Genomic DNA, 21,492 nt, shown 5'->3' on the forward strand with positions numbered 1-21,492 from the left:
GGTTACTCACGTGTTACTCACCCGTTCGCCACTCATCCAACCCAACAAAAGCCAGGTCTTCAGCGTTCGACTTGCATGTGTTAAGCACGCCGCCAGCGTTCGTCCTGAGCCAGGATCAAACTCTCCGAACAAAAACAAAAACGTTAAAGCCCAGAAAAACCAACCAACCAAACAAACCAGGCCAGCCACCAATCCCAACCAAAAACACTCAAAAACAAAAAACAGGCATAAAAAACAAACAAACACACTATCGAGTTCACAAACAACACCCACACACCCCAACAACCAACCACAACAGGCCAGCCACCAAAGCAGTGAACCACCACCACAAACCCACAAACAAGCTCACGGCGACAGGTGAATAATCTACACACCCCCCACACCAAAGTCAAACCAAACCACTATGACCCCCAACACACACCCCACAAACCCCCACATTGCAAGGAAAAGAGGGCATCCGAAAAATTTCGGATGCCCTCTTTTCACGCCTGATCAGTGGAGCTCAACGACCGCGAGATTCTTACGTCCCTTGCGAATGAGAGCCAAACCACCGGCGAGCAGATCATTCTCCCCGAAAACAGCCTCGAGGTCCTCGACCTTCACGTTATTGACGGAAGCACCGCCGGAGGAAATGGTGCGGCGTGCGGCCGTCTTGCCCTTCTCAAAGCCCAGGGCGACGAGAGCGTCGGCGACGGTGGACTCGCCCAGGGTCAAAGAAGCACGGGGAAGGTCTGCGGTCGCGGCGGCCAGGGTGGCCTCGTCGAGATCACGGATGTCGCCGCCGCCCCACAGGGCCTGGGTCGCAGCGAGAACACGCTCGAGCTGATCAGCACCGTGCACCAGCTCCGTGACGGAGGCAGCCAGAGCCTTCTGCGCGGCACGCTGGTGAGGACGCTCGGCGACCTCGAGCGCCAGAGCTTCGATCTCCTCGCGCGACTTGAAAGTGAAGATCTTCAGGAAACGGACCACGTCCTCGTCAGCCACCTGCAGCCAGAACTGGTAGAAGGCGTAGGGGGTCATCATCTCCGGGTCGAGCCAGATAGCCCCGCCCTCAGACTTGCCGAACTTGGTGCCGTCGGCTTTGGTGATGATCGGCGTGGTCATGACGTGGGTATCAACACCCTCAACCTTACGGATTAGGTCGACGCCGCCGACCATGTTGCCCCACTGGTCGTTGCCGCCGGTTTCGAGCGTGCAGCCGTGACGACGGTAGAGTTCAAGGAAATCGTTGGCCTGGAGCACCTGGTAGGAGAACTCCGTGTAGGAGATACCCTCGTCTGACGCGATTCGACGGGCGACGATGTCCTTGTTGAGCATGGTTCCCACGCGGAAGTATTTGCCGATAGTGCGCAGCAGGTCGATGGCGCTCATTTCCTGGGTCCAATCCAGGTTGTTCACCATCTGCGCGGCGGCGGGCCCCTCGAAGTCGAGGAACTTCGAGATCTGCGCACGCAGGCGTTCCGCCCAGCCTCGCACAACCTCGGTGGATTGCAGCTGACGCTCGCCACTCTGACGCGGATCTCCGATCTGACCGGTCGCTCCGCCCACGAGCGCGAGCGGGCGGTGGCCCGCAAGCTGCAGGTGCCGCATGACGATCAGCTGGACGAGGTGGCCATGGTGCAGGGAGGGGGCCGTCGGGTCGTAACCGCAATAGAAGGTGACAGGTCCGGCGCTCAGGTGTGCGCGAAGCGCCTCGAGGTCGGTGTGCTGCGCGAGCAGCCCACGCCACTGCAGGTCGTCCAGAATGTCTGTCACGAAAGTTGTCCTTCCTTGCGGATTTGACGGGTTGTTGTGGTTGTAAGTGTATCGGCTTCGCAGCCAGGGGCGTTAGCGCAGCCCAGCGACCGCCCACTGCCATGCATCCTCGAGGCCAGCCCGGGCCTCGTCGAGCTGCTCGGCCACGCGTACCGGTGCGGTACCGCCGCGACCCAGGCGCGCGCCGACGGAGCCGTCGACGGTGAGCACGGAACGTACCTCGGGGTCGAGATGGGACGAGGCCTGGGCGAGTTCAGCATCGGTCAGATCCGCGAGTTCCACTCCCCTGGCTTCGGCGAGGCGAACGCAAGCACCCGAGATCTCGTGCGCATCGCGGAACGGCACGCCGCGCTTGACGAGCCATTCAGCGATGTCGGTGGCCAGCGAGAAACCCTGAGGGGCGAGCTCGGCGAGGCGCTCGAGGTGGATGGTCATCGTGTCGATCATGCCGGCGACGGCGGGGCACAGGACGTCGAGAGTGTCGATCTGATCGAAGACGGGTTCCTTGTCTTCCTGCAGGTCGCGGTCGTATGCCAGGGGCAGGGCCTTGAGGACAGCGAGGAGGGCGGTCAGGTCGCCGATGAGACGGCCGGCCTTGCCGCGCGCGAGCTCGGCGACGTCGGGATTCTTCTTCTGGGGCATGATCGACGAGCCGGTCGAGTAGGAGTCGTCGAGCGTAACGTAACCGAATTCCTTGGTGTTCCAGATAACGATCTCTTCGCTCAGGCGGGAGATGTCGATGCCGATCTGAACGCAGATGAAGGAGAACTCGGCGACGACATCGCGCGCGGCGGTGCCGTCGATGGAGTTTTCGACGGAGTCACTAAAACCGAGGGCCGCGGCGATGCGGCGCGGATCCATGCCGAGGGTGTTACCAGCGAGTGCGCCGGAACCGTAGGGAGAGATGGCGGCGCGTTTGTCCCAGTCGCGCAGGCGGGCCACGTCGCGCAGGAGCGGCCAGACATGGGCCAACAGGTGGTGGGCGACGAGGACGGGCTGGGCATGCTGCATGTGGGTACGTCCCGGCATGACGGCGTCTCCCGCGCGCTCAGCTTGGCCGACGAGGGCCTGAGCGATGTCGAGAACGCGACCAGCCAGGTGGCGCGCCTCTTCACGCAGATACACGCGAATGAGAGTAGCGATCTGGTCGTTGCGCGAGCGTCCGGCGCGCAGCTTGCCGCCCAGGGTCGCGCCCGCCCGCTCAATCAGGCCGCGCTCGAGCGCGGTGTGCACGTCTTCATCGTCGGGGCTGGGAACGAAGGCTCCTGAAGAAACGTCAGCGTCGAGCCGCGACAGAGCGTCATGCATGTCCGCACACTCTTGGTCGGAGAGCAAACCAACGCGGTGCAGCTCGTCGGCATGCGCGTGCGAGCCTGCGATGTCGACGTGGGCAAGCCGGAAATCGAAGTGGGTCGAGACACTCAGCGCGGCAAGCGCCTGCGACGGCCCACCAGCAAAGCGGCCACCCCACAAGGACACGTGCGTTTCGGACTGCGACATGGTGGACCTCCCGAGGTCGACAAAGGGAATAAACGTTCTGGACTTAAGAGTATTCGAGATACTGTCGTGCCGCCGACGGCCATACGATGGGTACCTCTCCGCGCACCTTGACCCACGTGGCGATGATGACGAAGAGCATCCAGTTGCCTTCGAAGAGAAGGCGGGATTCGGTGAAGGACTGGATGAACATTGCGATCATGAGAACGGCAGGGATGACGTCCCACAGGTTGTCGTCGATGTGGGCGACCGCGACCTTGACGACGCGGAACAACGTCCAGATGATCGCTGCCGTCACCAGGAACGCGCCTACGCAACCTGTCGTCAGGGCCGCCTCCACGTAGGCATTGTGAGCCTGGTTCGTCGATGTTCCGTCCTGACGCACCACAAGGCCCGCGAATGGTTCCAGCCACGTGGGCCAGCCAATAAACCATCCCCAGCCCCCAAGCGGGCGCTCAGCGATGAGCGGCGCGGCGGAGTGCCAGATGATGGAGCGCCCGCTCATGTCCGGGCTACGCCCAAAGGCATCGGCGATCCAATGCCGCGCAAAGAATGCAATAACCGCCGCGATGATGCCCGTCCCCGTGAAGATACCGACGACGCGCAGGCGCAGGTGCACGGGGACGCGCCGCTGAACGACCAAGCCCACGACAACAGTCAAGCAACCCGCGGTAGACAGAGCGACTGTCGCGGATTGCGTGAGGAGCAAGGTGACGCCGCACGCAGCGAGCCACGCGAGCGTGGAGGGCAGCGCGCGCCTGGTCTGCATCCAGCGCAGCACCAGGCACACAGCCAGCAGCAGCGCTATGAAGGCCAGCGGGTTACGGTTACCGGGGAAGCCCTGAATTGGGCCTCCCTCGAATAATCGCCCGTCCACCCAATAGGAGGATGCCGGCAGGTGGCCTCTCCCCCACAGGGTGGGCGGCGCCAAGGGTCCCCGACCAATGACGGCCACCACAAGCTCGAGAATGAAAGAGGACGCGATAATCCATTGGAAGGACAAGATGAGTGACTCGACCAGGTCTGTCAGCGGCAGAGCGACGGAGACGGCTATTGCCACTAAGGTGAGCGCCGATTGGACCACCCAGTATTGGGCGCTCAGCGCCGGGTCAATCGACCAGATGCACGTGACGGCGCACCACAGGACGAACATGCTGATCGTCGTCGGGAAACGACGCAGCAGCAGCGAGCGGCCGGAGCTGCGGAAAAGAACGACGAAGGCCGCGAGGAGAATGAGCATCGGAACGAGAGAACCGATGTCGCCGAAGATGCCGCGAATACCTTTACCCGCGAACCCGACGAAAAACATGCCTGCCACCGTGTAGCGCATCATCCGTTCGTGCATGGCCTCATCCTGATCGACGCCCGCCGTAGCATCAATCGCCGCACTCTCTTGATACGTCATACCGACACAGTAAGCGAGGTGGGAGCGTCGTCGCCGACGCTCCCACCCCTTGAAACACAACTGAAACATTCCCTGTGAGAGAACCCTCAATGAGTACTCAGTACCCCATATCAACACCGAAGCGCACATCACGCGCAGCGGCCAGCTTGGACTGCAAGCCGTAGATGTCGATGAAGCCGCGCGAGGAGGACTGGTCGAAAGTATCGCCGGTCTCGTATGTCGCGAGGTTGAAGTCGTAGAGCGAGGACTCTGATCGGCGCCCATTGACGGTCGCGCGTCCGCCGTGCAGGATCATGCGGATATCGCCGGAGACATACTGCTGAGTGTGCTCGATGAAAGCGTCCATCGACTTCTTGAGTGGCGAGTACCACTGGGCCTCGTACACCAGCTCGCCCCATGTCTGCTCGAGCTGACGCTTGTAGCGGTGCTGCATGCGTTCGAGGGTGACGGCCTCGAGGGCCTGGTGGGCCTCGATGAGCGCGACGGCTCCTGGGGCCTCGTAAATTTCGCGCGACTTGATGCCGACGAGGCGGTCCTCAACCATGTCGATGCGGCCGATGCCCTGGAGGCCGGCGCGACGGTTCATTTCCTGGATAGCCTCAAGCGGGGTGACGGGACGTCCGTCGATAGCGACAGGGATACCCTTGTCGAAGGTGATGACGACTTCGTCCGGCAGCGGCGGGTAGGTGGGGTCGTCGGTGTAGTTGTAGACATCCTTGGTGGGGGCATTCCACAGGTCTTCGAGGAAGCCGGTTTCGATGGCGCGACCCCACACGTTCTGGTCAATCGAGAAGGGGTTGTGCTTCGTCGTTTCGATCGGCAGGTTGCGCTTCTCGGCGTACTCGATGGCAACGTCGCGGGTCAGGGCAAGATCGCGCACCGGGGAGATGCAGTCCATGTCGGGGGCCATCGAAGTGATGGAGACCTCGAAGCGGACCTGGTCGTTACCCTTGCCGGTGCAGCCGTGGGCGACGGTGGTGGCACCGAATTCGCGGGCGGCCTTGACCAGGTGCTTGGTGATGACGGGGCGCGACAGCGCGGAAACGAGCGGGTACTTGCCTTCGTAGAGCGCGTTGGCCTTCAGGGCCGGCATGCAGTATTCGCTTGCAAATTCGTCGCGGGCGTCGGCGACGTAAGCCTCGACAGCTCCACAGTCGAGCGCGCGCTGGCGGATGACCTCGAGGTCCTCGCCGCCCTGGCCGACGTCGACGGCGACGGCCACGACTTCGCGGCCGGTCTGCTCTCCGATCCATCCGATGGCGACAGAGGTGTCCAGGCCGCCTGAATAGGCCAGAACAACGCGATCTTTGCTCGACATGTGGATTCCTTCCAAATGGGGTTTCGTAGGTTCGTGTGCCCGCTCGTCGGGACGAGGCCGGGGCTAGTTGTCGGGGAGCGCAGCGGGTTCCGCGAGGGCGAGGAGCATGCGTTCGATTGCGCTCGCGTCCTCACTCGAGCGACAGATCACGAGGATCGTGTCGTCGCCTGCGATCGTTCCGGCAATCTCGTCGCGCCGCACGGCGTCAATGGAGGAGGCGAGGAGGTTCGCGGCTCCGACCTGCGTGCGCAATACAAGCTGGTTATCGACCTTCACGGAGGTGACGAGCAGGAGCTGACACCAGCGGGCGAGACGAACATTGGCCGCTTCAGCGTCGTGGGTCGCACCTCCGTCATGGTCGGGCACGGTGTAGATGAGCACGCCCGAGGCGTTGCGCACCTTGGTGGCCCGCAGGTCCATGAGGTCGCGTGAGAGTGTCGTCTGGGTAACGTCGATGCCCCGCTCGGCCAGGCGGGATCGAAGGGCTTCCTGGCTGCCGATTGACTCGGAGGCGAGGAGGTCGCGGATCATTTCATGCCTGGCACTCTTGGTGCTGGGGAACGCTGCTGCTGGACTCATATGCATGATTATACATTCATATGCATATTAGTGTGCAAGCGGGTGAGTCGCGTCGCTCACCCGCTCAGCACCTGACAGCGTCAGCCCTGCAGAGCCTCGACAATCTTGTCAGCCCACTGATCAACGGCGTCCCAGTCACGGAAGTCACCCTCGACAACGCCGGCCAAACGCGCGACGGAACGCTCACGCAGGGACAGCAGAGAGGGCTTGTAACGGCCCGGGAAAGTATGCAGCTCGCGGCAGCGCACGTGTGTGAGCAGCGGGCCGACGCGCGTGCCATCCTGCTCCGAGTGCTTGGGAACGCCATTCATGCCAACAGAGAAGGCCCACACCTGTCCGACGGGCAGATCGTCCTTGAAGCGCTCCATGAAGTCGTGCGCCTCGGGCATCCACTGGAGAATGTAGACAGCCGAGCCAACAATCACGGCGTCATATCCCTCGACGGAGGTCACATCGGCCGGCGCAAGACGGTCGACAGTGATGCCACTCGCTTCAATGCGCTTGGCAATGGCGTCGGCGACCTCATCCGTCGCCCCGTGCTTTGATGCTGCAGTTACAAGGATGTGCATAGGCCCATACTAAAGCGAAGACCGGTCGAATCTGCGGGTGCAACGCCCCAAATGAGTGGGGCACCACACGTGAGATTCAACCGGCCTTCTGCTGAGTATGTCAGGCGCGCAGCGAGGCTCCGAGGACCTTGGCAGCCTTCGTGACCACCTGCTTGCGGACGGCCTCGGATTCCTTGGCAGTCAGCGTGTGGTCGGCGGCGCGCAGGCGCAGCGCGAAGGCGAGCGAACGGTAACCCTCGGGCACCTGGTCTCCCTCGTAAATGTCGAAGAGGGTGACGGACTCGGCGAGCGGGCCAGCCCCCTGGCGCACGATCTGCTCGACGCGTGCAGCCGGGATGTCGGAGGGCACCACGAGCGCGATGTCTTCCTTGGCCAGCGGGAACGTCGAGACGCCCTTGACCTGGATCGGATCGGCGCTCATGTGCGCGATCAGCGCGTCCATGTCAATCTCAAAGGCGCAGGAGCGAGCGGGCAGGCCGAAGGCACGGCAGGTCGCCGGCGAAAGCTCGCCGGCGAGCGCCACGTCCACCAGGTCGCGACCGGCGCGCACGAACACGCGAGCGACGCGGCCAGGGTGGAAGGGGGCCACGTCCGCGGGATCGCTAGCGGGAGCGGGCATCGGGGCACCCTTGTGCGCGGGAACGTGGTCCATCCACGCGCGGGTCACCTCGACGCGCACGCCCAGATCCGAGGCGACACGACGCACGTACTCGAGGGCGTCAGCCCAGTCGTAGGCGCGCGGATTCGACACGACACCTGCGGCCTCGGCCGCGCCGGTCAGGACGCCGCCGATATGCCAGGGCTGGGCGGGAATACCTGCCTCCAGCGCGGCGAGCACCTCGTCGGAGGGCCTCTCCTGCGCGCCGGGAAGCGGCGCGGGGACAGTGCCGTGGGGACGGGCAACCTTGGCGATCTCGAAGACGGCGACATCCGCATTGGAGCGCGAGACGTTGCGGCCAGCGACGTCGAGGAGCGTGTCGAGCACCGAGGTGCGCAGCCACGGGGAATCGTCCGCCATCGGGTTGCGCAGGCGCAGGGCCTCGCGGCGCGGATCATCTGCGGGGATACCCTGGCGATCCCACGTATCGGACACGAAGGGGTAGGACTCGACCTCGACGAGGCCGCCGTCGGCCAGTGCAGCGGCGGCCAGACGGCGTGCCTTCTGCGCTGTTGTCAGACCATGGCCCGCCGGGGCGGTCGGCATGACAACGGGAATGTTGTCGTAGCCGTCGAGGCGTGCGACTTCTTCGACCAGGTCGGCAGGCAGCGTCAGATCGGGACGCCACGAGGGGGCGGTCACCGTGAAGACGTCATTCACCGGACCTTCGACGAGGCAGCCGACCGTCGTCAGCAGCTCAGCGATACGCTCGGGGCTGTGAGCGACGCCGGTAAGACGCTGGGCCTCACCCACGGGCAGCGAAATGACGGTCGCGTCGGCGCGCTGATCCACGTCGGTGACACCCTCATCGACGGTGCCACCGCCGTATTCAATGAGGAGCTCGACAGCACGCTGGGCAGCCACCGCAGGAAGCTGCGGGTCGGTGCCACGCTCGAAGCGCTTGGAGGATTCGGAATGCAGCTTGTGACGGCGGGCGCTGCGCGCGATAGACACCGAGTCAAAGTGGGCGGCCTCGAACAGGATGTCCGTGGTTCCCTCCTCCACCTCGGAGTAGGCACCGCCCATGACACCAGCGATACCGATGATGCGAGAACCCTCACCCTGGGGCGAGTCGGTGATGAGCAGGTCCTGTTCATCCAGCTCGCGCTTCTCATCGTCCAGGGTCACGAGCGATTCACCTGCGCGTGCGCGACGCACGACGATCGGCGCGGCCAGCGCGCCCAGGTCGTAGGCGTGCATCGGCTGGCCCAGGTCCAGCATGACGTAGTTCGTGATGTCGACGGGCAGCGACAGGGAACGCATACCGGCGGCCTCGAGGCGCTCGACCATCCATCGCGGGGTCGGCGCGGCGGGGTTCGTGCCGCGAACGATGCGCGCGACAAAGCGGTCAACGCCCTCGCGGCCGCGGATCGGCGCGTCGTCAGCAAAGACCACGGGGAAGCCGTCGGCGTTGGCTGCGGGCGGCTCAGCCGCGATAACACCCGGCAGACCCGGGTCACGGAAGGCTGCGCCCGTCGAGTGAGAGTACTCGCGCGCGATGCCGCGCATCGAGAAGCAGTAGCCGCGGTCCGGGGTCACGTTGATCTCGAGGACTTCCTCGCCCAGACCCAGCCAGGACACGATGTCTGTGCCGACGGCGGGGATCTCGCGGTCCGGGAAGTACTTGGGCAGCACGATGATGCCGTCGTGGTCCTCCCCCAGACCCAGCTCACGTGCGGAGCAGATCATGCCGTCAGAGATGTGACCGTAGGTCTTACGCGCGGCGATCTGGAAGTCACCCGGTAGCACGGCACCCGGCAGCGAGACGACCACCAGGTCGTCGACGTCGAAGTTGTGCGCACCGCAGATGATGCCACGGCTCGGCAGCTCCGAGGGTTCCTTGCCCGTGCCGGGGGCATCGTTGTACTCGCCCACGTCCACGCGGCAGTAATTGACGACCTTGCCGTTCGAGGCGGTCTCCTCCACGCGCGTCAGGACGCGGCCCACGACGAGGGGGCCGATGACGCGGGCGGGGTGGATTTCTTCTTCCTCGAGGCCGACCTTGACCAGGGCGGCGGCCAGCGCCTCTGCGTCGGTGCCGTCAACGACGTCGACGTGGTCGGCCAGCCAGCTCAGCGGAACCATAGGCATGTCAGTTTCCCCTTCCATTGATGCCGAACTGCTGGGAGAAACGAACGTCTCCCTCGACGATGTCGTGCATGTCAGCGATGCCGTGACGCAGCATCAGCGTACGTTCGATACCCATGCCGAACGCGAAGCCCGAGTAGACCTCGGGATCGATACCGTTGGCGCGCAGGACGTTGGGATTGACCATGCCGCAGCCGCCCCATTCGATCCAGCCGGGACCGCCCTTCTTCTGGGGGAACCACAGGTCCATCTCGGCACTGGGCTCAGTGAAGGGGAAGTAGGAGGGACGCAGGCGGGTCTTCGCCTCGGGGCCGAACATGGCCTTGGCGAAGTGGTCCAGGACGCCCTTGAGGTGCGCCATCGTCAGGCCCTTGTCGACCGCGAGACCCTCGACCTGGTGGAACACGGGCGTGTGCGTCGCGTCCAGGGCGTCGGAGCGGAAGACCTTACCCGGGCAGGCAATGTAGAGCGGAACGCCGCGACTGAGCATCGAGTGGGACTGCACCGGCGAGGTGTGCGTGCGCATCACCAGGTGACCGTCCTCCTCCTTCTCACCGCCAGCAGAACGCCCGTCGATGTAGAGGGTGTCCTGCATCTGGCGGGCAGGGTGATCGATGTCGAAGTTGAGCGAATCGAAGTTGAACCACTCGTGCTCGATCTCGGGCCCCTCGGCGATGTCCCAGCCCATGGCAACGAAGAAGTCAGCGACCTCTTCCATGAGCGTCTCCAGGGGGTGGCGCGCACCGGCGGCGCGGCGGCGCGTGGGGACCGTGACGTCCACTGATTCCTCGACCAGCATGCGGGCCTCGTGCTCGGCAGCGAGGATCTCCTTGCGAGCGTCGAGGGCCTCGGTCAGCGCCTTGCGCGCCTGTCCGAGGTTCTTACCAGCCAGACCACGCTTCGAGGGCTCGAGCGAACCGATGGTGCGGTTCGCGGTCACGAGGGGGGCTTGATCTCCGAGAAGCGCGGCGCGGACGGCCTTGAGGGCGTCCAGCGAATCTGCTTCTTTAATATCGACGAGGCCTTGGGCACGCACTGCGTCGACGGCGGCCTCATCGAGAGGATCAAGGTCAGGGGCATTGCCAGCCATGTCCTGCTTCCTTCTTCTTTCCTACTGGGGGCATTACTGCGCGCATCACGCGCACCGCATTCCATCTTACCCGTTCGCACATCCTCACAGCTCACCGGGTTCGCCACCGCGCTACCCTGGGAGGCGTGAACGCGCGCGAGCGCACCCGTCGTCTCCAGACAGGAAATCCATGTCTCACATTACGAACCCCGAAGGCGCGGCCCCGGCCTCGTCCTCGAACCCTCCCCTGTTTAACGCCCGACGCGTGCGTGTCCAGCACATCGCGCGCGCCAAGGCCGAGGGCATTCCCCTGACGATGCTGACTGCCTACGACGCGCTCACCGCGCCCATCCTCGAGGCCGCTGGTGTCGACATGCTGCTCATCGGTGATTCGCTGGGCAACGTCATCCTGGGGCACTCCTCCACCTTGCCTGTCACGCTGGAGGACATGGAACGCGCCACGGCGGCCGTCGCACGCTCAACCTCGCGCGCCATGATCGTTGCTGATCTGCCGTTTGGCACTTACGAGGACTCCCCGGAGCATGCCTTCGCGTCCGCGGCCCGCCTCATGAAGGCCGGTGCCCACGCCGTCAAGCTCGAGGGTGGCGAAGCCCGCGCGCACATCATCGCCGCGCTGACCGCGGCAGGTATCCCCGTGTGCGCGCACCTGGGCTACACCCCCCAGTCCGAGAACACGCTGGGCGGCCCACGCATGCAGGGACGAGGCGACGGTGCCGACCAGCTGCGCCGCGACTCCCTCGCCGTCCAGGAGGCCGGCGCTTTTGCCGTCGTCTTCGAGATGGTGCCCGCCGCTATCGCCACGGAGCTCACGCAGACGCTGTCCATCGCGACGATCGGCATCGGTGCCGGTCCGAACACTGATGGTCAGGTCCTGGTGTGGTCCGACATGGCCGGATACTCCGACTGGACGCCCTCGTTTGTGCACAAGTTCGGCCAGCTCGGTCAGGCGCTGCATGAGGCTGCCTCCGACTACGTCGGTTCCGTGCGCGAACGCAGCTTCCCCGGACCCGAGAACTACAAGAACGACTGACTTCGCCCACTAGCAGGAGGAAGCACACATGGAAGCATCGCCACTTGCACGCCGCGCGCCGCTGGGCACGCTGAAGCCCGGACGCGTCTCGCCGATGCGCGCCGTACCTGAGCACATCGAACGCCCCGAGTACATGTTCCACGACGGTCCCGAACGCGTGACCGCCTCGGACATCAAGACTCCCGAGACGATCGCGAAGATCCGCGAGGCCGGACGTATCGCCGCCGGTGCCATCGAGGCCGTCGGTGCGGCTATCGCGCCGGGCGTGACCACGGAGGAACTCGACCGCATTGGCCACGAGTACCTAATCGCCCACGACGCTTACCCCTCGTGCCTGGGCTACATGGGCTTCCCGAAGTCCATCTGTTCCTCGATCAACGAGGTCATTTGCCACGGCATCCCCGACGACCGCCCGCTCGAAGACGGCGACATCATCAACATTGACATCACCGCCTACAAGGACGGCGTCCACGGCGACACCTGCGCCATGTTCGAGGTCGGCACCGTGGACGAGGAATCGCACCTGCTCGTCGAGCGCACCAAGAACGCGATGATGCGCGGCATTAAGGCCGTGGGCCCGGGTCGCGAAATCAATGTGATCGGCCGCGTCATCGAGGCTTACGCCAAGCGTTTCGAGTACGGCGTCGTGCGTGACTACACGGGTCACGGCGTGGGTGAGGCCTTCCATTCGGGCCTGATCGTCCCCCACTACGATGCGGCTCCCGCCTATAACACGGTGATGGAACCGGGGATGGTCTTCACGATTGAACCTATGCTGACCCTCGGTACGGTCGAGTGGGAGCAATGGGACGACAACTGGACCATCGTCACCGCCGATCGTTCGCGCACTGCACAGTTCGAGCACACGATCGTCGTGACCGAGGATGGGGCGGAGATTCTGACCCTCCCCTGAGTCTTTCAACGCACCGCAGCCCGCGTCGTATCTCACGATTCGACGCGGGCTGTTCCCATCTCGTAAACGGATTGCACTTCCCCCGGTGGCGTCCATTACAATTCAGAGACGACGGGCATCAGCAGCCCGCATTCAAACCGACACACGTTACCCGAGGAGGGGTCATGGTTCAGGTCGCTTGCGGCATCGACATCGGCGGATCCGGCGTGAAGGGCGCACTGGTAGATCTGGAGACCGGGGAGTACATCGGCGATCAGATCCGCATCCCGACCCCCAATCCGGCCACACCCGAGGCCGTGGCAACAGTGTGCCGCGAGGTCATCGACCAGCTCGACGTGAAGATTGGCGTTCCGATTGGCGTCACCTTCCCCGCCCCCGTTTTTAACGGCGTGATCCCCTACATGGCGAACCTGGATCAGTCGTGGGTCAACGTCGATGTGGATGCTCTCATGGAGCGCCACCTGGGTCGCGCGGTCGTTGCCCTCAACGACGCGGACGCAGCCGGCATCGCGGAGGTCGCGTACGGCGCGGCGAAGGGCCGCGACGGCGTCATCGTGTTCACCACGCAGGGCACGGGCATCGGCTCGGCGATCATTGTCAACGGCACGCTGCTGACGAACACGGAACTGGGCCACTTGGAGATCGATGGCACCGACGCCGAAAAGAACGCATCCTCGGGCCAGAAGACCCTCCAGGGCCTGAACTGGGAGCAGTGGGCGCAGCGCCTGCAGCGTTACTACAGCCATGTGGAGTTCCTGCTCAACCCTGATCTGTTCGTCGTGGGCGGCGGCGTGTCGGAGAACCACGAGAAGTTCATGCCGCTGCTGAAACTGAAGACCCCGATGATTCCCGCGAAGCTGCTGAACACGGCTGGCATCGTGGGTGCAGCCTACTACGCGGCGCAGAACTCCTGAGAGGACACCCGTAGCGGCTGGGTCGGCAGCCCCACCGATAAACAGAGTGACCCCGACGCGCGTCGGGGTCACTCTGTTGGATCTGTCGGCCTATACGCCGGGTTCTGTCCCCGCACACCGTTACCGGTCTCGCGGTGGCGACCATCTATCTAGGACCGTCGTTACCAACGGCCTCCAGCAACCTACCCGCAGGCATTGGGCGGGCCGCCCTGCCTGCTGCTCGGTCTTGCTCCGGGTGGGGTTTACCGAGCCGACGCGGTCACCCGCGCCGCTGGTGAGCTCTTACCTCACCTTTTCACCCTTACCGCCACGAATCGTGGAGGTGGTTTGTTTTCTGTGGCACTGTCCCTCGGGTTACCCCGGGTGGCTGTTAGCCATCACCCTGCCCTGTGGAGCCCGGACGTTCCTCGAGCGTTTCCGCGCGCGGTCGCCCAGCCGGCAGATCCGCACCGATTCTAGCGCGCCTGGTGCTCGCGGCGCGATAGGGTGGCTCCATGCTGATCTGGTTGCCCCCGTCGAAGGGGAAGAACGCACCCGCCTGCGGCCCCGCTCTATCGCTGGAATCTCTGTCCCGCCCGTGTCTGACACCGGATCGGCGCAGCGTCGCCGAGGCGCTGGTTGCACTGGGGTCGGGGCCGGAAGCGGCGGCTACGCTCAAGGTTGGCGCACGCATCGACCTGTCCGTCAATGAGACATTGATGAGTGCCCCCTGCGCCCCGGCCTCGTCCCTGTTCACGGGCGTTCTCTTCGAGGCCATCGAGGCCGTTACCCCGCGTGCCTGGGAGAGTGCGGGCGCGGGCGTGATCTCCATTTTTTCCGGCCTCTTTGGGGTCCTCTCCCCCGCCGACGTCGTGCCCGATCACCGGCTGGCGATGGGCGTGTCTCTGCCCGGTTTCGGCGTCCTGTCCACGTGGTGGGCGCCGCGCCTGGATGAGGCTCTGCGCGAGGAGGCAGTAGGACAGGTCGTTATCGACGCGCGCTCGGGTCCTTACCGGGCTGCGTGCAAGGCACCGTGGGCGCGCGTGTGGGAGCTGCGCGTCGTGCGTGAGGCTGATGGTAAGCGCTCGGTGATTTCCCACGACGCCAAGCGTTGGCGGGGCGCGGTGACGGGTACGCTCCTGGCGTCGGGAGGGTATTCGGCAAGCGAGACGACCGAGTGTGAGCAGGCGCTGACGGATGCGGCGCGCTCGGTGACGTTGCACGACGCTCGCGGGGCCGAGCACCGCGTTATCGACGTCGAATTCGGGCCGGAAAAGAAGGCAAAACAGGGCGGCACGACGCGCGCGCTCACGCTGGTGACCAATTAACCGCTGGGCTATCCTTTGTCAGGAACCTGCAGGGTGCAGGCCCGGCCGATGCACCGGCCATCAAACGGAAACCATAGGCATGATCAACGAGGACTACCTGGCCAACATTCGGCCTACCCACCGTCAGCTCCAGTGGCAGAAGATGGAGATGTACGCGTTCATCCACTTCGGCATGAACACGATGACGGACCGCGAGTGGGGCGAGGGCCACGAGGATCCCGCGCTGTTCAACCCGGGAAACGTCGATGTCGATCAGTGGATGCGCGCGCTCGTGAGCGCTGGCATGACCGGCGTGATCCTCACGTGCAAGCACCATGATGGGTTCTGCTTGTGGCCGTCGGCCTACACCAGGCACTCCGTGGCCTCCTCCCCATGGAAGGGTGGGAAGGGCGACCTTGTGCGCGAGGTGTCTGACGCGGCGGCGCGTCACGGCCTGAAGTTCGGCGTGTACCTGTCTCCCTGGGACATGACCGAGCCGACGTATGGCCAGGGCGAGGCCTACAACGACTTTTATATCAACCAGCTCATCGAGCTGCTCACCCACTACGGACCCGTCTTCTCTGTGTGGCTGGACGGCGCGTGCGGCGAGGGTCCCAACGGCAAGGTGCAGGTCTATGACTGGCAGCGCATCTATGACACGGTTCGCGCGCTGGCACCCGAGGCGGTTATCTCCGTGTGTGGCCCGGACGTGCGCTGGTGTGGCAACGAGGCGGGTTCCGTTCGAGCCAACGAATGGTCGGTTGTTCCCGCTTCTCTGCGCGAGGCCGAACGCACCGCAGAAAAGTCGCAGAAGGCCGACGACGGCGAGTTCTCCCGACAGGTGGCCTCCGGCGACGAGGACCTGGGGTCGCGCGAGGCCTTGGCGGACTACTCCGGTCCCCTGGCGTGGTACCCCGCGGAGGTCAACACCTCGACGCGCACAGGCTGGTTCCACCACGACATCGAAGACTCCCAGGTGCGCAGCGTCGATGAGTTGTTCTCGATCTGGAAGGGTTCGGTCGGCGGCAACGCGACCTTCCTCTTGAACGTTCCCCCGAACCGCGACGGCCTTCTCGCAGATGCCGACGTGCAGGTCCTTGCACGCCTCGGCGAAAAGATCGCGGACTTCCGCGCGCGCCGCGTCGACGCCTCCCGCGAGGACGAGGGTAACGTCGTCACGCTACGCTTCGACGCGCCGCGCACGGTGGGCGCCGTGGTGCTTGAGGAGGACATCGCGCAGGGCCAGCGCATCGACGAGGCCGTGGTGAGCGCGTGCGTGGAGGGCAGCCCTGAGCAGGAGATCGCTCGCGTTCATTGCGTGGGCTACCGTCGCATTATTACCCTGGATAAGCCCGTGACCGCCACCCGGGTGCGGGTGACGGTCACGACAAGCAGGCAGGGCTTCTACCTGGCGGATGTCTACGCGGTTCGGGCCTGAGCCTCAGCGCGGCGTGTTCGCCGCCGTGCGCACGACGATCTGGGACGTGTCCTCGGTCAGGTACAGCTCGTCGTGGGGCGTCAGGCGGATGCGTTCGAGTTCCATCGGGCTGAGGTCGGCGGCCACGCCGATACCGTAGCCGTCGCGCACTTCGATGACGGCGAGGGCACCGTTGCGGCGGCGCGCCTCCTCGTATTCTTCGAGCAGGGCGTGCGGGAGACGCTCAGCCAGCGCTCGGCGCGCTGCGATGACGCTGCGCAGCTCGTCGTCAGCCTCGGCGACGTCGGCTTGGAACTCGGCCTTGAGGCGCTCAATGTCGGCGGCGATGGCCTGAGCTTCTTCCTTCATCTTCTCCTGCGCGGCGCGTGCGGCCTCGACGCGCTCTTCGGCGTCCACCTGGTCGTTTTCGAGCTTGGCCAGGCGGCGATCCATCTGTGCGATCTCGTGTTCCATGGCGGAAATGTCGCGCAGGGGCACCTGGTTGTTGTCGATGCGGCTCTGCTGGCGCTTGCGGCGCTCGCTCACCTTGGCGATCTCGTCCTCGATGCGGGTCACCTCGCGGGTGGTGTCCGCGATGAGGGCGCTCTGAGTGATGGCGGCGCGCTGCAGGTCGGCGACGCGGCCCGCGAACTCGCGCACGGTCGCGTGCGCGGGGTGGGAGTCGCGCTTGTGGCGCAGCGCCGATTCCTTCTGGTCAAGCTTCTGGAGCTCGAGAAGGTCGAGCTGGTCGGTGTGCGTCGCTTTCACGCTAGTTCTCCCTGGGTGACTCGGTAGCTGGTCCATGGCTCGGTGACAATCGTAGAGACTTCGACGCGAAGTTCCACTTTAGAAGCGCTGGCCGCCGCCCGGATACGGCGGGCAAGAACGGGTAGCCACGGGGATTCTGTCGCCCAGTGGGAACCGCACAGCAGCGCGGGGCGTCCGCCCTCGAGGTGCTCGGAGGCTGGGTGGTGACGCAGGTCGGCCGTGAGGTACACGTCAACGTCGGCGGCGCGCGCCGCGTCCAATGCGCTGTCCCCCGCGCCACCCAGGACGGCGACCCGGGACACGGCCATGGCCTCGTCCCCTCCGACGAGGAGGCCGGTGGGGCCGGCGGGGAGCACGGAGGCGACGTGGTCGGCGAAGGCCCCGAGCGTCGTGGGTTCGACGGTCCCGACGCGCCCCAGGCCGATCTCGTGTCCCTCGGCGTCAACGCCGCAGGGTTCGAGCGGTACGGTGTCGCGCAGGCCGATGAGGTCGGCGAGTGCCGTGGCAACGCCCTCGCAGGCGACGTCGGCGTTCGTGTGCGCGTTAAAGAGGGAGACACCCGCACGGATCAGCCGCGTCACGACTGCTCCCTTCGGGTCGGTGACCGGCAGGAAGGACGCTCCGCGCAGGAGCAGCGGGTGGTGCGTGATCACCATGTCGTAGGGATGTCCGTCACTATCCGGTCCGACGACGGCCTGCTCGGCGATGGCGGCGGTCGGGTCGAGGGCCAGGAGAAGAGAGCGTACGGGGGCGTCCGGGTCGCCGACGATCAGGCCGACGCGATCCCAGGATTGCGCCGTGGCTTGCGGGTACCAGGACTCCATGAGGGCCATGAGGTCGCCGACGCGCCACGAGGCCTGGGCTGAGTCGGGGGCGTCGGGTTCGGAAGAATGAGAGGACAATCGCATGCGATAAGCATACCGGACCCCCAACAAGCAAGGGACCCTGCCCGCGACTATGATCACATCCGTGCAGATTTTGAGTCTCCTCGACCAAGGGTTGGTCGATTATTCGCAGGTTGATGCGCTCCAGCGCTCCCTGCACGAGGAGGTCCTCGCAGGCGGCGAGGACACGCTGATCGTTTCCCAGTTCACGCCCACGTGGACGGCCGGGCGCCACACGAAGCCCCAGGACATCCCCTTGACGACCATTCCCGTGATCCGCACGGACCGCGCGGGGTCGGCGACCTGGCACGGGCCGGGTCAGCTCGTCGTCTACCCCGTCGTGCACCTGAAGGAACCGGTCGATCTCGTCCAGTGGATCCGCGCGGTCGAGGCCTCGGTCATCGGCACGGTGCGTGAGGCCTGGGGCCTGCCCGTCCACCGCATCGAAGGACGCGCGGGAGTGTGGCTCACCGAGGAGGGACGCCGCGACCGCAAGATCTGCGCGATTGGCCTGAAGGTCGCGCGCGGCGCGACCCTGCACGGCGTCGCCCTGAACGTGGACATCGACCCGGCCCATGCCTTCGAGGGGATCATTCCCTGCGGCCTGACCGACGCGGACGTGACCTCCCTGTCCTGGGAGGGAATCCACACGACCGTCGCCGAGGCCGCGACCCAGCTCATCCCACGCATGGTGGAGCGCATCGCTCCCTGTCTGGCAACCCCGCCCGCTACTGTTTCCTACACGACGAGGTCAACGCTATGAGTACACTGCCCGATCCCGAGGGCCGCAAGCTGCTGCGCATCGAGGTGCGCAACTCGCAAACGCCGATCGAGAAGAAGCCCGAGTGGATTCGCACGACCGCGAAGGCCGGCGAGAATTACCAGGACATGCGTTCACTCTCGCATGCGAAGGGCCTGCACACGGTGTGCGCCGAGGCCGGGTGCCCCAACATCTACGAGTGCTGGCAGGACCGCGAGGCAACGTTCCTCCTGGGTGGTGCGCTGTGCACGCGCCGCTGCGATTTCTGCGACATCGCGACGGGGCGTCCCACCGAATACGACAAGGACGAGCCGCGTCGTATCGCCGAGTCTGTGCGCGACCTCGATCTGCGCTACGTGACGATCACGGGCGTGACCCGCGATGACCTGCCCGACGGTGCCGCGTGGCTGTATGCCGAGACGTGCCGTCTGATCCACGAACTCAACCCGGGCACGGGTGTGGAGCTCCTCGTCGATGACTTCCGCGGTCAGGCTGACTCCATCGACATGGTTGTGGAGGCTGGCCCGCAGGTTTTCGCGCACAACTTGGAGACGGTACCGCGTATTTTCAAGAAGATTCGTCCGGCCTTCAACTATGATCGCTCGCTCGCGATGATCAAGCGCGCCCACGACGGCGGCATGGTCACCAAGTCGAATCTGATCCTGGGCATGGGCGAGACGCGCGAGGAGATCAGCGCGGCGATGCGCGACCTGCACGAGTCGGGCTGCGATCTGCTGACGCTCACGCAGTACCTGCGTCCCTCTCCCCTGCACCACCCGATTGACCGCTGGGTGCACCCCGAGGAGTTCGTGGAGATGGCCGCCGAGGCCGAGGAGATGGGCTTCGCTGGTGTCATGGCTGGCCCCCTTGTGCGTTCCTCGTACCGTGCGGGCCTGCTGTGGGCGAAGGGCATGCGTGCCCGCGGCTTCGAGATCCCCGAGCAGCTGCAACACATCGCGAACTCCGGCTCGACGCTGCAGGAGGCCGGGTCGGTGCTGGCTCGCCTGAAGGAACGCTCGGAGCGTCACGCGGCCATGGCCGCCGCGAAGGCCGCCGCGGCCTCGTGACCCCCGACTATTCGCCCGCGCGGGCTCTGCTGGCCTCAGCGCGCCGCCACCCTGAGCGGCTCTCCCTGGTCGACGCGGTGACGGGCGAGGAATGGAGCGTGCGTGAGGCGGTCGACACGGTCGCTCGCCTGGCTCGTGCCTTCGCGGAGGCGGGCATCGGTGAGGGCACGCGCGTGGCTGTCATCGGTGCAAATTCTCCGTGGCACTACATCGTGCACGTCGCGGCCTCGTGGCTGCGCGCGGTGACGGTTCCGCTCTCCCCGCGCATGCCCGCCTCCGCGCTCGCGTCGATGTGCGCGCAGGTGGGGGCCTCGTGGGTCTTTCACGACGAGGCCTCCTCCCCCACTGCGCTCGCCCTGGCTTCCACGGGCTTGCACCGGGCGTCGTTTGGCGACCTGGCTGCCTGGGTGGATCACGCGACGCCGATGCGCACCGCGCCCGCGCGCTGCGGGAGCGAGCTGGCGGCCGTCCTGTTCACGTCAGGGTCGACGGGCACGCCTCGTCCCGTTGAGCTGACCCACGAGGTCATGTGGTGGGGGTCGACGAATTTTCGTGAGGGCTTCGACTACGCGCCGACCTCGTCGGTCGTGGGCGTGTGCGCGCCCGTCAGCCATATCGGCGGCTTCAACGGCACGTCGATGGACGTGTGGACGCACGGTGGGACGCTGGTGACGTTGGGTTTCCCGGGTTCCTTTGACACGCGCGGCGTGCTGGACGCGATTGGGCGCTATCGGATCTCGATGATGTTTGCTGTGCCCGCGATTGTGCGCGCCCTCGTCGAGGAGTTCGAGCGCGGCGGAGGGGACCTGTCCTCGTGGGTGCGCCCGCTGATCGGCGGTGACGCGATGACGGCGGACCTGGCGGACACGATGCGAGCGGTCGGCCTGTCCCCCATCCACGTGTGGGGCATGACGGAGACGTCGGGGGCCGGAACGGTCGCGACGCCCGACTGCGGCGCGCCCGCCGGGTCACTGGGCGTTCCCTTCCCCTACGTGGACCTGCGGGTGATGGCCACCCCCGAGCACGAGGCCGACGCAGGCGAGATGGGCGAGATCTGGGTGCGAGGCCCCGGCGTCGTGAGCGGCGAGGAGTGGCTGCACACCGGCGACCTTGCTACGCGCGACGAGGACGGCTGGCTACACCTGGTGGGACGAGCCCACCGCATGATCAACACGGCTGGGGAACTCGTCGCTCCCCCCACCGTCGAGCGCGCGCTGCGAACCCTGGACACGGTGTCCGATGCCCTCGTCGTGGGGCTGCCGGACGAGCGCTGGGGGCAAATCGTCGCCGCGCTCATCGTGCCCTCACCCGCGGGCCGCGCCCAAGCCTCGTCGATGAACGCCGCAGCACTGTCGGAGGCCCTGAGCGATGCGCTGGCGCCCTGGGAGAAGGTGCGTCGGATTGCGGTCGTGGACGAGCTGCCGACGACGCCCACGGGCAAGCCCGATCCCCTTGCGGCTGCTGAGATTGTGGCGGTGTCAAGACACTAGAGAC

18 protein-coding genes, 1 rRNA gene and 1 other RNA gene are annotated in these 21,492 nt (G+C 65.4%); 8 read left to right on the forward strand and 12 right to left on the reverse strand.

Annotation, left to right across the window (positions count from 1 at the left end; translation table 11 throughout):
• The 9 genes from HMPREF1136_RS02835 to pheS form a co-directional block, all read right to left on the reverse strand.
• Positions 1-131, reverse strand: a 16S ribosomal RNA gene (locus HMPREF1136_RS02835); the annotation flags it as partial.
• Positions 132-492: 361 nt separating this feature from the next.
• On the reverse strand, positions 493-1,755 hold the full coding sequence (gene tyrS, locus HMPREF1136_RS02840; protein WP_009647832.1) for a tyrosine--tRNA ligase: 1,263 nt from the start codon (positions 1,753-1,755) through the stop codon (positions 493-495).
• A gap of 72 nt (positions 1,756-1,827) precedes the next feature.
• Entirely contained in the window at positions 1,828-3,255 is a 1,428-nt protein-coding gene (gene argH, locus HMPREF1136_RS02845; RefSeq protein ID WP_009647834.1) for an argininosuccinate lyase, read from the reverse strand.
• Positions 3,256-3,298: 43 nt separating this feature from the next.
• Positions 3,299-4,657, reverse strand: a complete 1,359-nt coding sequence (locus HMPREF1136_RS02850; RefSeq protein WP_009647822.1) for an O-antigen ligase family protein — start codon at positions 4,655-4,657, stop codon at positions 3,299-3,301.
• A 97-nt stretch (positions 4,658-4,754) separates the two neighbouring features.
• The gene (locus HMPREF1136_RS02855; RefSeq protein ID WP_009647825.1) at positions 4,755-5,975 is read right to left on the reverse strand and encodes an argininosuccinate synthase; all 1,221 of its coding nucleotides are present in this window, start codon (positions 5,973-5,975) and stop codon (positions 4,755-4,757) included.
• Positions 5,976-6,038: 63 nt separating this feature from the next.
• Positions 6,039-6,560, reverse strand: coding sequence for an arginine repressor (gene argR, locus HMPREF1136_RS02860; protein WP_051023510.1), 522 nt, complete (start codon positions 6,558-6,560; stop codon positions 6,039-6,041).
• Positions 6,561-6,634: 74 nt separating this feature from the next.
• Positions 6,635-7,123, reverse strand: a complete 489-nt coding sequence (locus HMPREF1136_RS02865) for a flavodoxin domain-containing protein (protein ID WP_009647824.1) — start codon at positions 7,121-7,123, stop codon at positions 6,635-6,637.
• 100 nt (positions 7,124-7,223) lie between these two features.
• A complete protein-coding gene (gene pheT / locus HMPREF1136_RS02870; RefSeq protein WP_034504611.1) occupies positions 7,224-9,872 on the reverse strand; it encodes a phenylalanine--tRNA ligase subunit beta in 2,649 nt (882 codons plus the stop codon).
• Position 9,873: 1 nt separating this feature from the next.
• A complete protein-coding gene (gene pheS, locus HMPREF1136_RS02875; RefSeq protein WP_009647819.1) occupies positions 9,874-10,959 on the reverse strand; it encodes a phenylalanine--tRNA ligase subunit alpha in 1,086 nt (361 codons plus the stop codon).
• 169 nt (positions 10,960-11,128) lie between these two features.
• On the opposite strand from pheS, the gene panB reads away from it, so the two are divergent.
• The 3 genes from panB to ppgK all read left to right on the forward strand — a co-directional run bounded on the left by panB (position 11,129) and on the right by ppgK (position 13,816).
• Entirely contained in the window at positions 11,129-11,989 is an 861-nt protein-coding gene (gene panB / locus HMPREF1136_RS02880) for a 3-methyl-2-oxobutanoate hydroxymethyltransferase (RefSeq protein ID WP_009647829.1), read from the forward strand.
• Between the two features lie 28 nt (positions 11,990-12,017).
• The gene (gene map / locus HMPREF1136_RS02885) at positions 12,018-12,902 is read left to right on the forward strand and encodes a type I methionyl aminopeptidase (protein ID WP_009647818.1); all 885 of its coding nucleotides are present in this window, start codon (positions 12,018-12,020) and stop codon (positions 12,900-12,902) included.
• A gap of 164 nt (positions 12,903-13,066) precedes the next feature.
• Positions 13,067-13,816 (forward strand): polyphosphate--glucose phosphotransferase, encoded by a 750-nt coding sequence (ppgK, locus tag HMPREF1136_RS02890; RefSeq protein WP_009647816.1) that lies wholly within the window; start codon positions 13,067-13,069, stop codon positions 13,814-13,816.
• Between the two features lie 77 nt (positions 13,817-13,893).
• On the opposite strand, the gene rnpB is transcribed toward ppgK, so the two are convergent.
• Positions 13,894-14,259: RNase P RNA component class A (gene rnpB / locus HMPREF1136_RS10250), an RNA gene on the reverse strand.
• Between the two features lie 51 nt (positions 14,260-14,310).
• On the opposite strand from rnpB, the gene HMPREF1136_RS02895 reads away from it, so the two are divergent.
• Both HMPREF1136_RS02895 and HMPREF1136_RS02900 read left to right on the forward strand, forming a co-directional pair.
• Positions 14,311-15,123 (forward strand): YaaA family protein, encoded by an 813-nt coding sequence (locus HMPREF1136_RS02895; RefSeq protein WP_009647835.1) that lies wholly within the window; start codon positions 14,311-14,313, stop codon positions 15,121-15,123.
• 79 nt (positions 15,124-15,202) lie between these two features.
• On the forward strand, positions 15,203-16,540 hold the full coding sequence (locus HMPREF1136_RS02900) for an alpha-L-fucosidase (protein WP_009647833.1): 1,338 nt from the start codon (positions 15,203-15,205) through the stop codon (positions 16,538-16,540).
• A gap of 3 nt (positions 16,541-16,543) precedes the next feature.
• Here HMPREF1136_RS02900 and HMPREF1136_RS02905 read toward each other — a convergent pair whose 3' ends face one another.
• Together HMPREF1136_RS02905 and HMPREF1136_RS02910 are read right to left on the reverse strand one after the other, a co-directional pair.
• Positions 16,544-17,287, reverse strand: coding sequence for a zinc ribbon domain-containing protein (locus HMPREF1136_RS02905; protein ID WP_009647830.1), 744 nt, complete (start codon positions 17,285-17,287; stop codon positions 16,544-16,546).
• Positions 17,284-18,195 carry a Nif3-like dinuclear metal center hexameric protein gene (locus HMPREF1136_RS02910; RefSeq protein ID WP_009647836.1) on the reverse strand — a complete coding sequence of 304 codons (912 nt, stop codon included), beginning with the start codon at positions 18,193-18,195 and terminating at the stop codon, positions 17,284-17,286. Before HMPREF1136_RS02910 ends, HMPREF1136_RS02905 begins: the two co-directional genes overlap by 4 nt.
• A gap of 61 nt (positions 18,196-18,256) precedes the next feature.
• Here HMPREF1136_RS02910 and lipB point away from each other — a divergent pair, with 61 nt between their 5' ends.
• Genes lipB through HMPREF1136_RS02925 form a run of 3 tightly spaced genes read left to right on the forward strand, consistent with a single transcriptional unit; the run spans position 18,257 to position 21,488 of the window.
• Positions 18,257-18,934, forward strand: a complete 678-nt coding sequence (gene lipB, locus HMPREF1136_RS02915; protein ID WP_034504617.1) for a lipoyl(octanoyl) transferase LipB — start codon at positions 18,257-18,259, stop codon at positions 18,932-18,934.
• A complete protein-coding gene (gene lipA, locus HMPREF1136_RS02920; protein ID WP_009647820.1) occupies positions 18,931-19,998 on the forward strand; it encodes a lipoyl synthase in 1,068 nt (355 codons plus the stop codon). Before lipB ends, lipA begins: the two co-directional genes overlap by 4 nt.
• A complete protein-coding gene (locus HMPREF1136_RS02925) occupies positions 19,995-21,488 on the forward strand; it encodes a class I adenylate-forming enzyme family protein (protein ID WP_009647817.1) in 1,494 nt (497 codons plus the stop codon). The genes lipA and HMPREF1136_RS02925 overlap by 4 nt, the downstream gene beginning before the upstream one ends.
• The last annotated feature ends 4 nt before the right edge of the window (positions 21,489-21,492 follow it).

This window comes from Actinomyces sp. ICM47 (assembly GCF_000278725.1).
Classification (GTDB): Bacteria; Actinomycetota; Actinomycetes; order Actinomycetales; family Actinomycetaceae; genus Pauljensenia.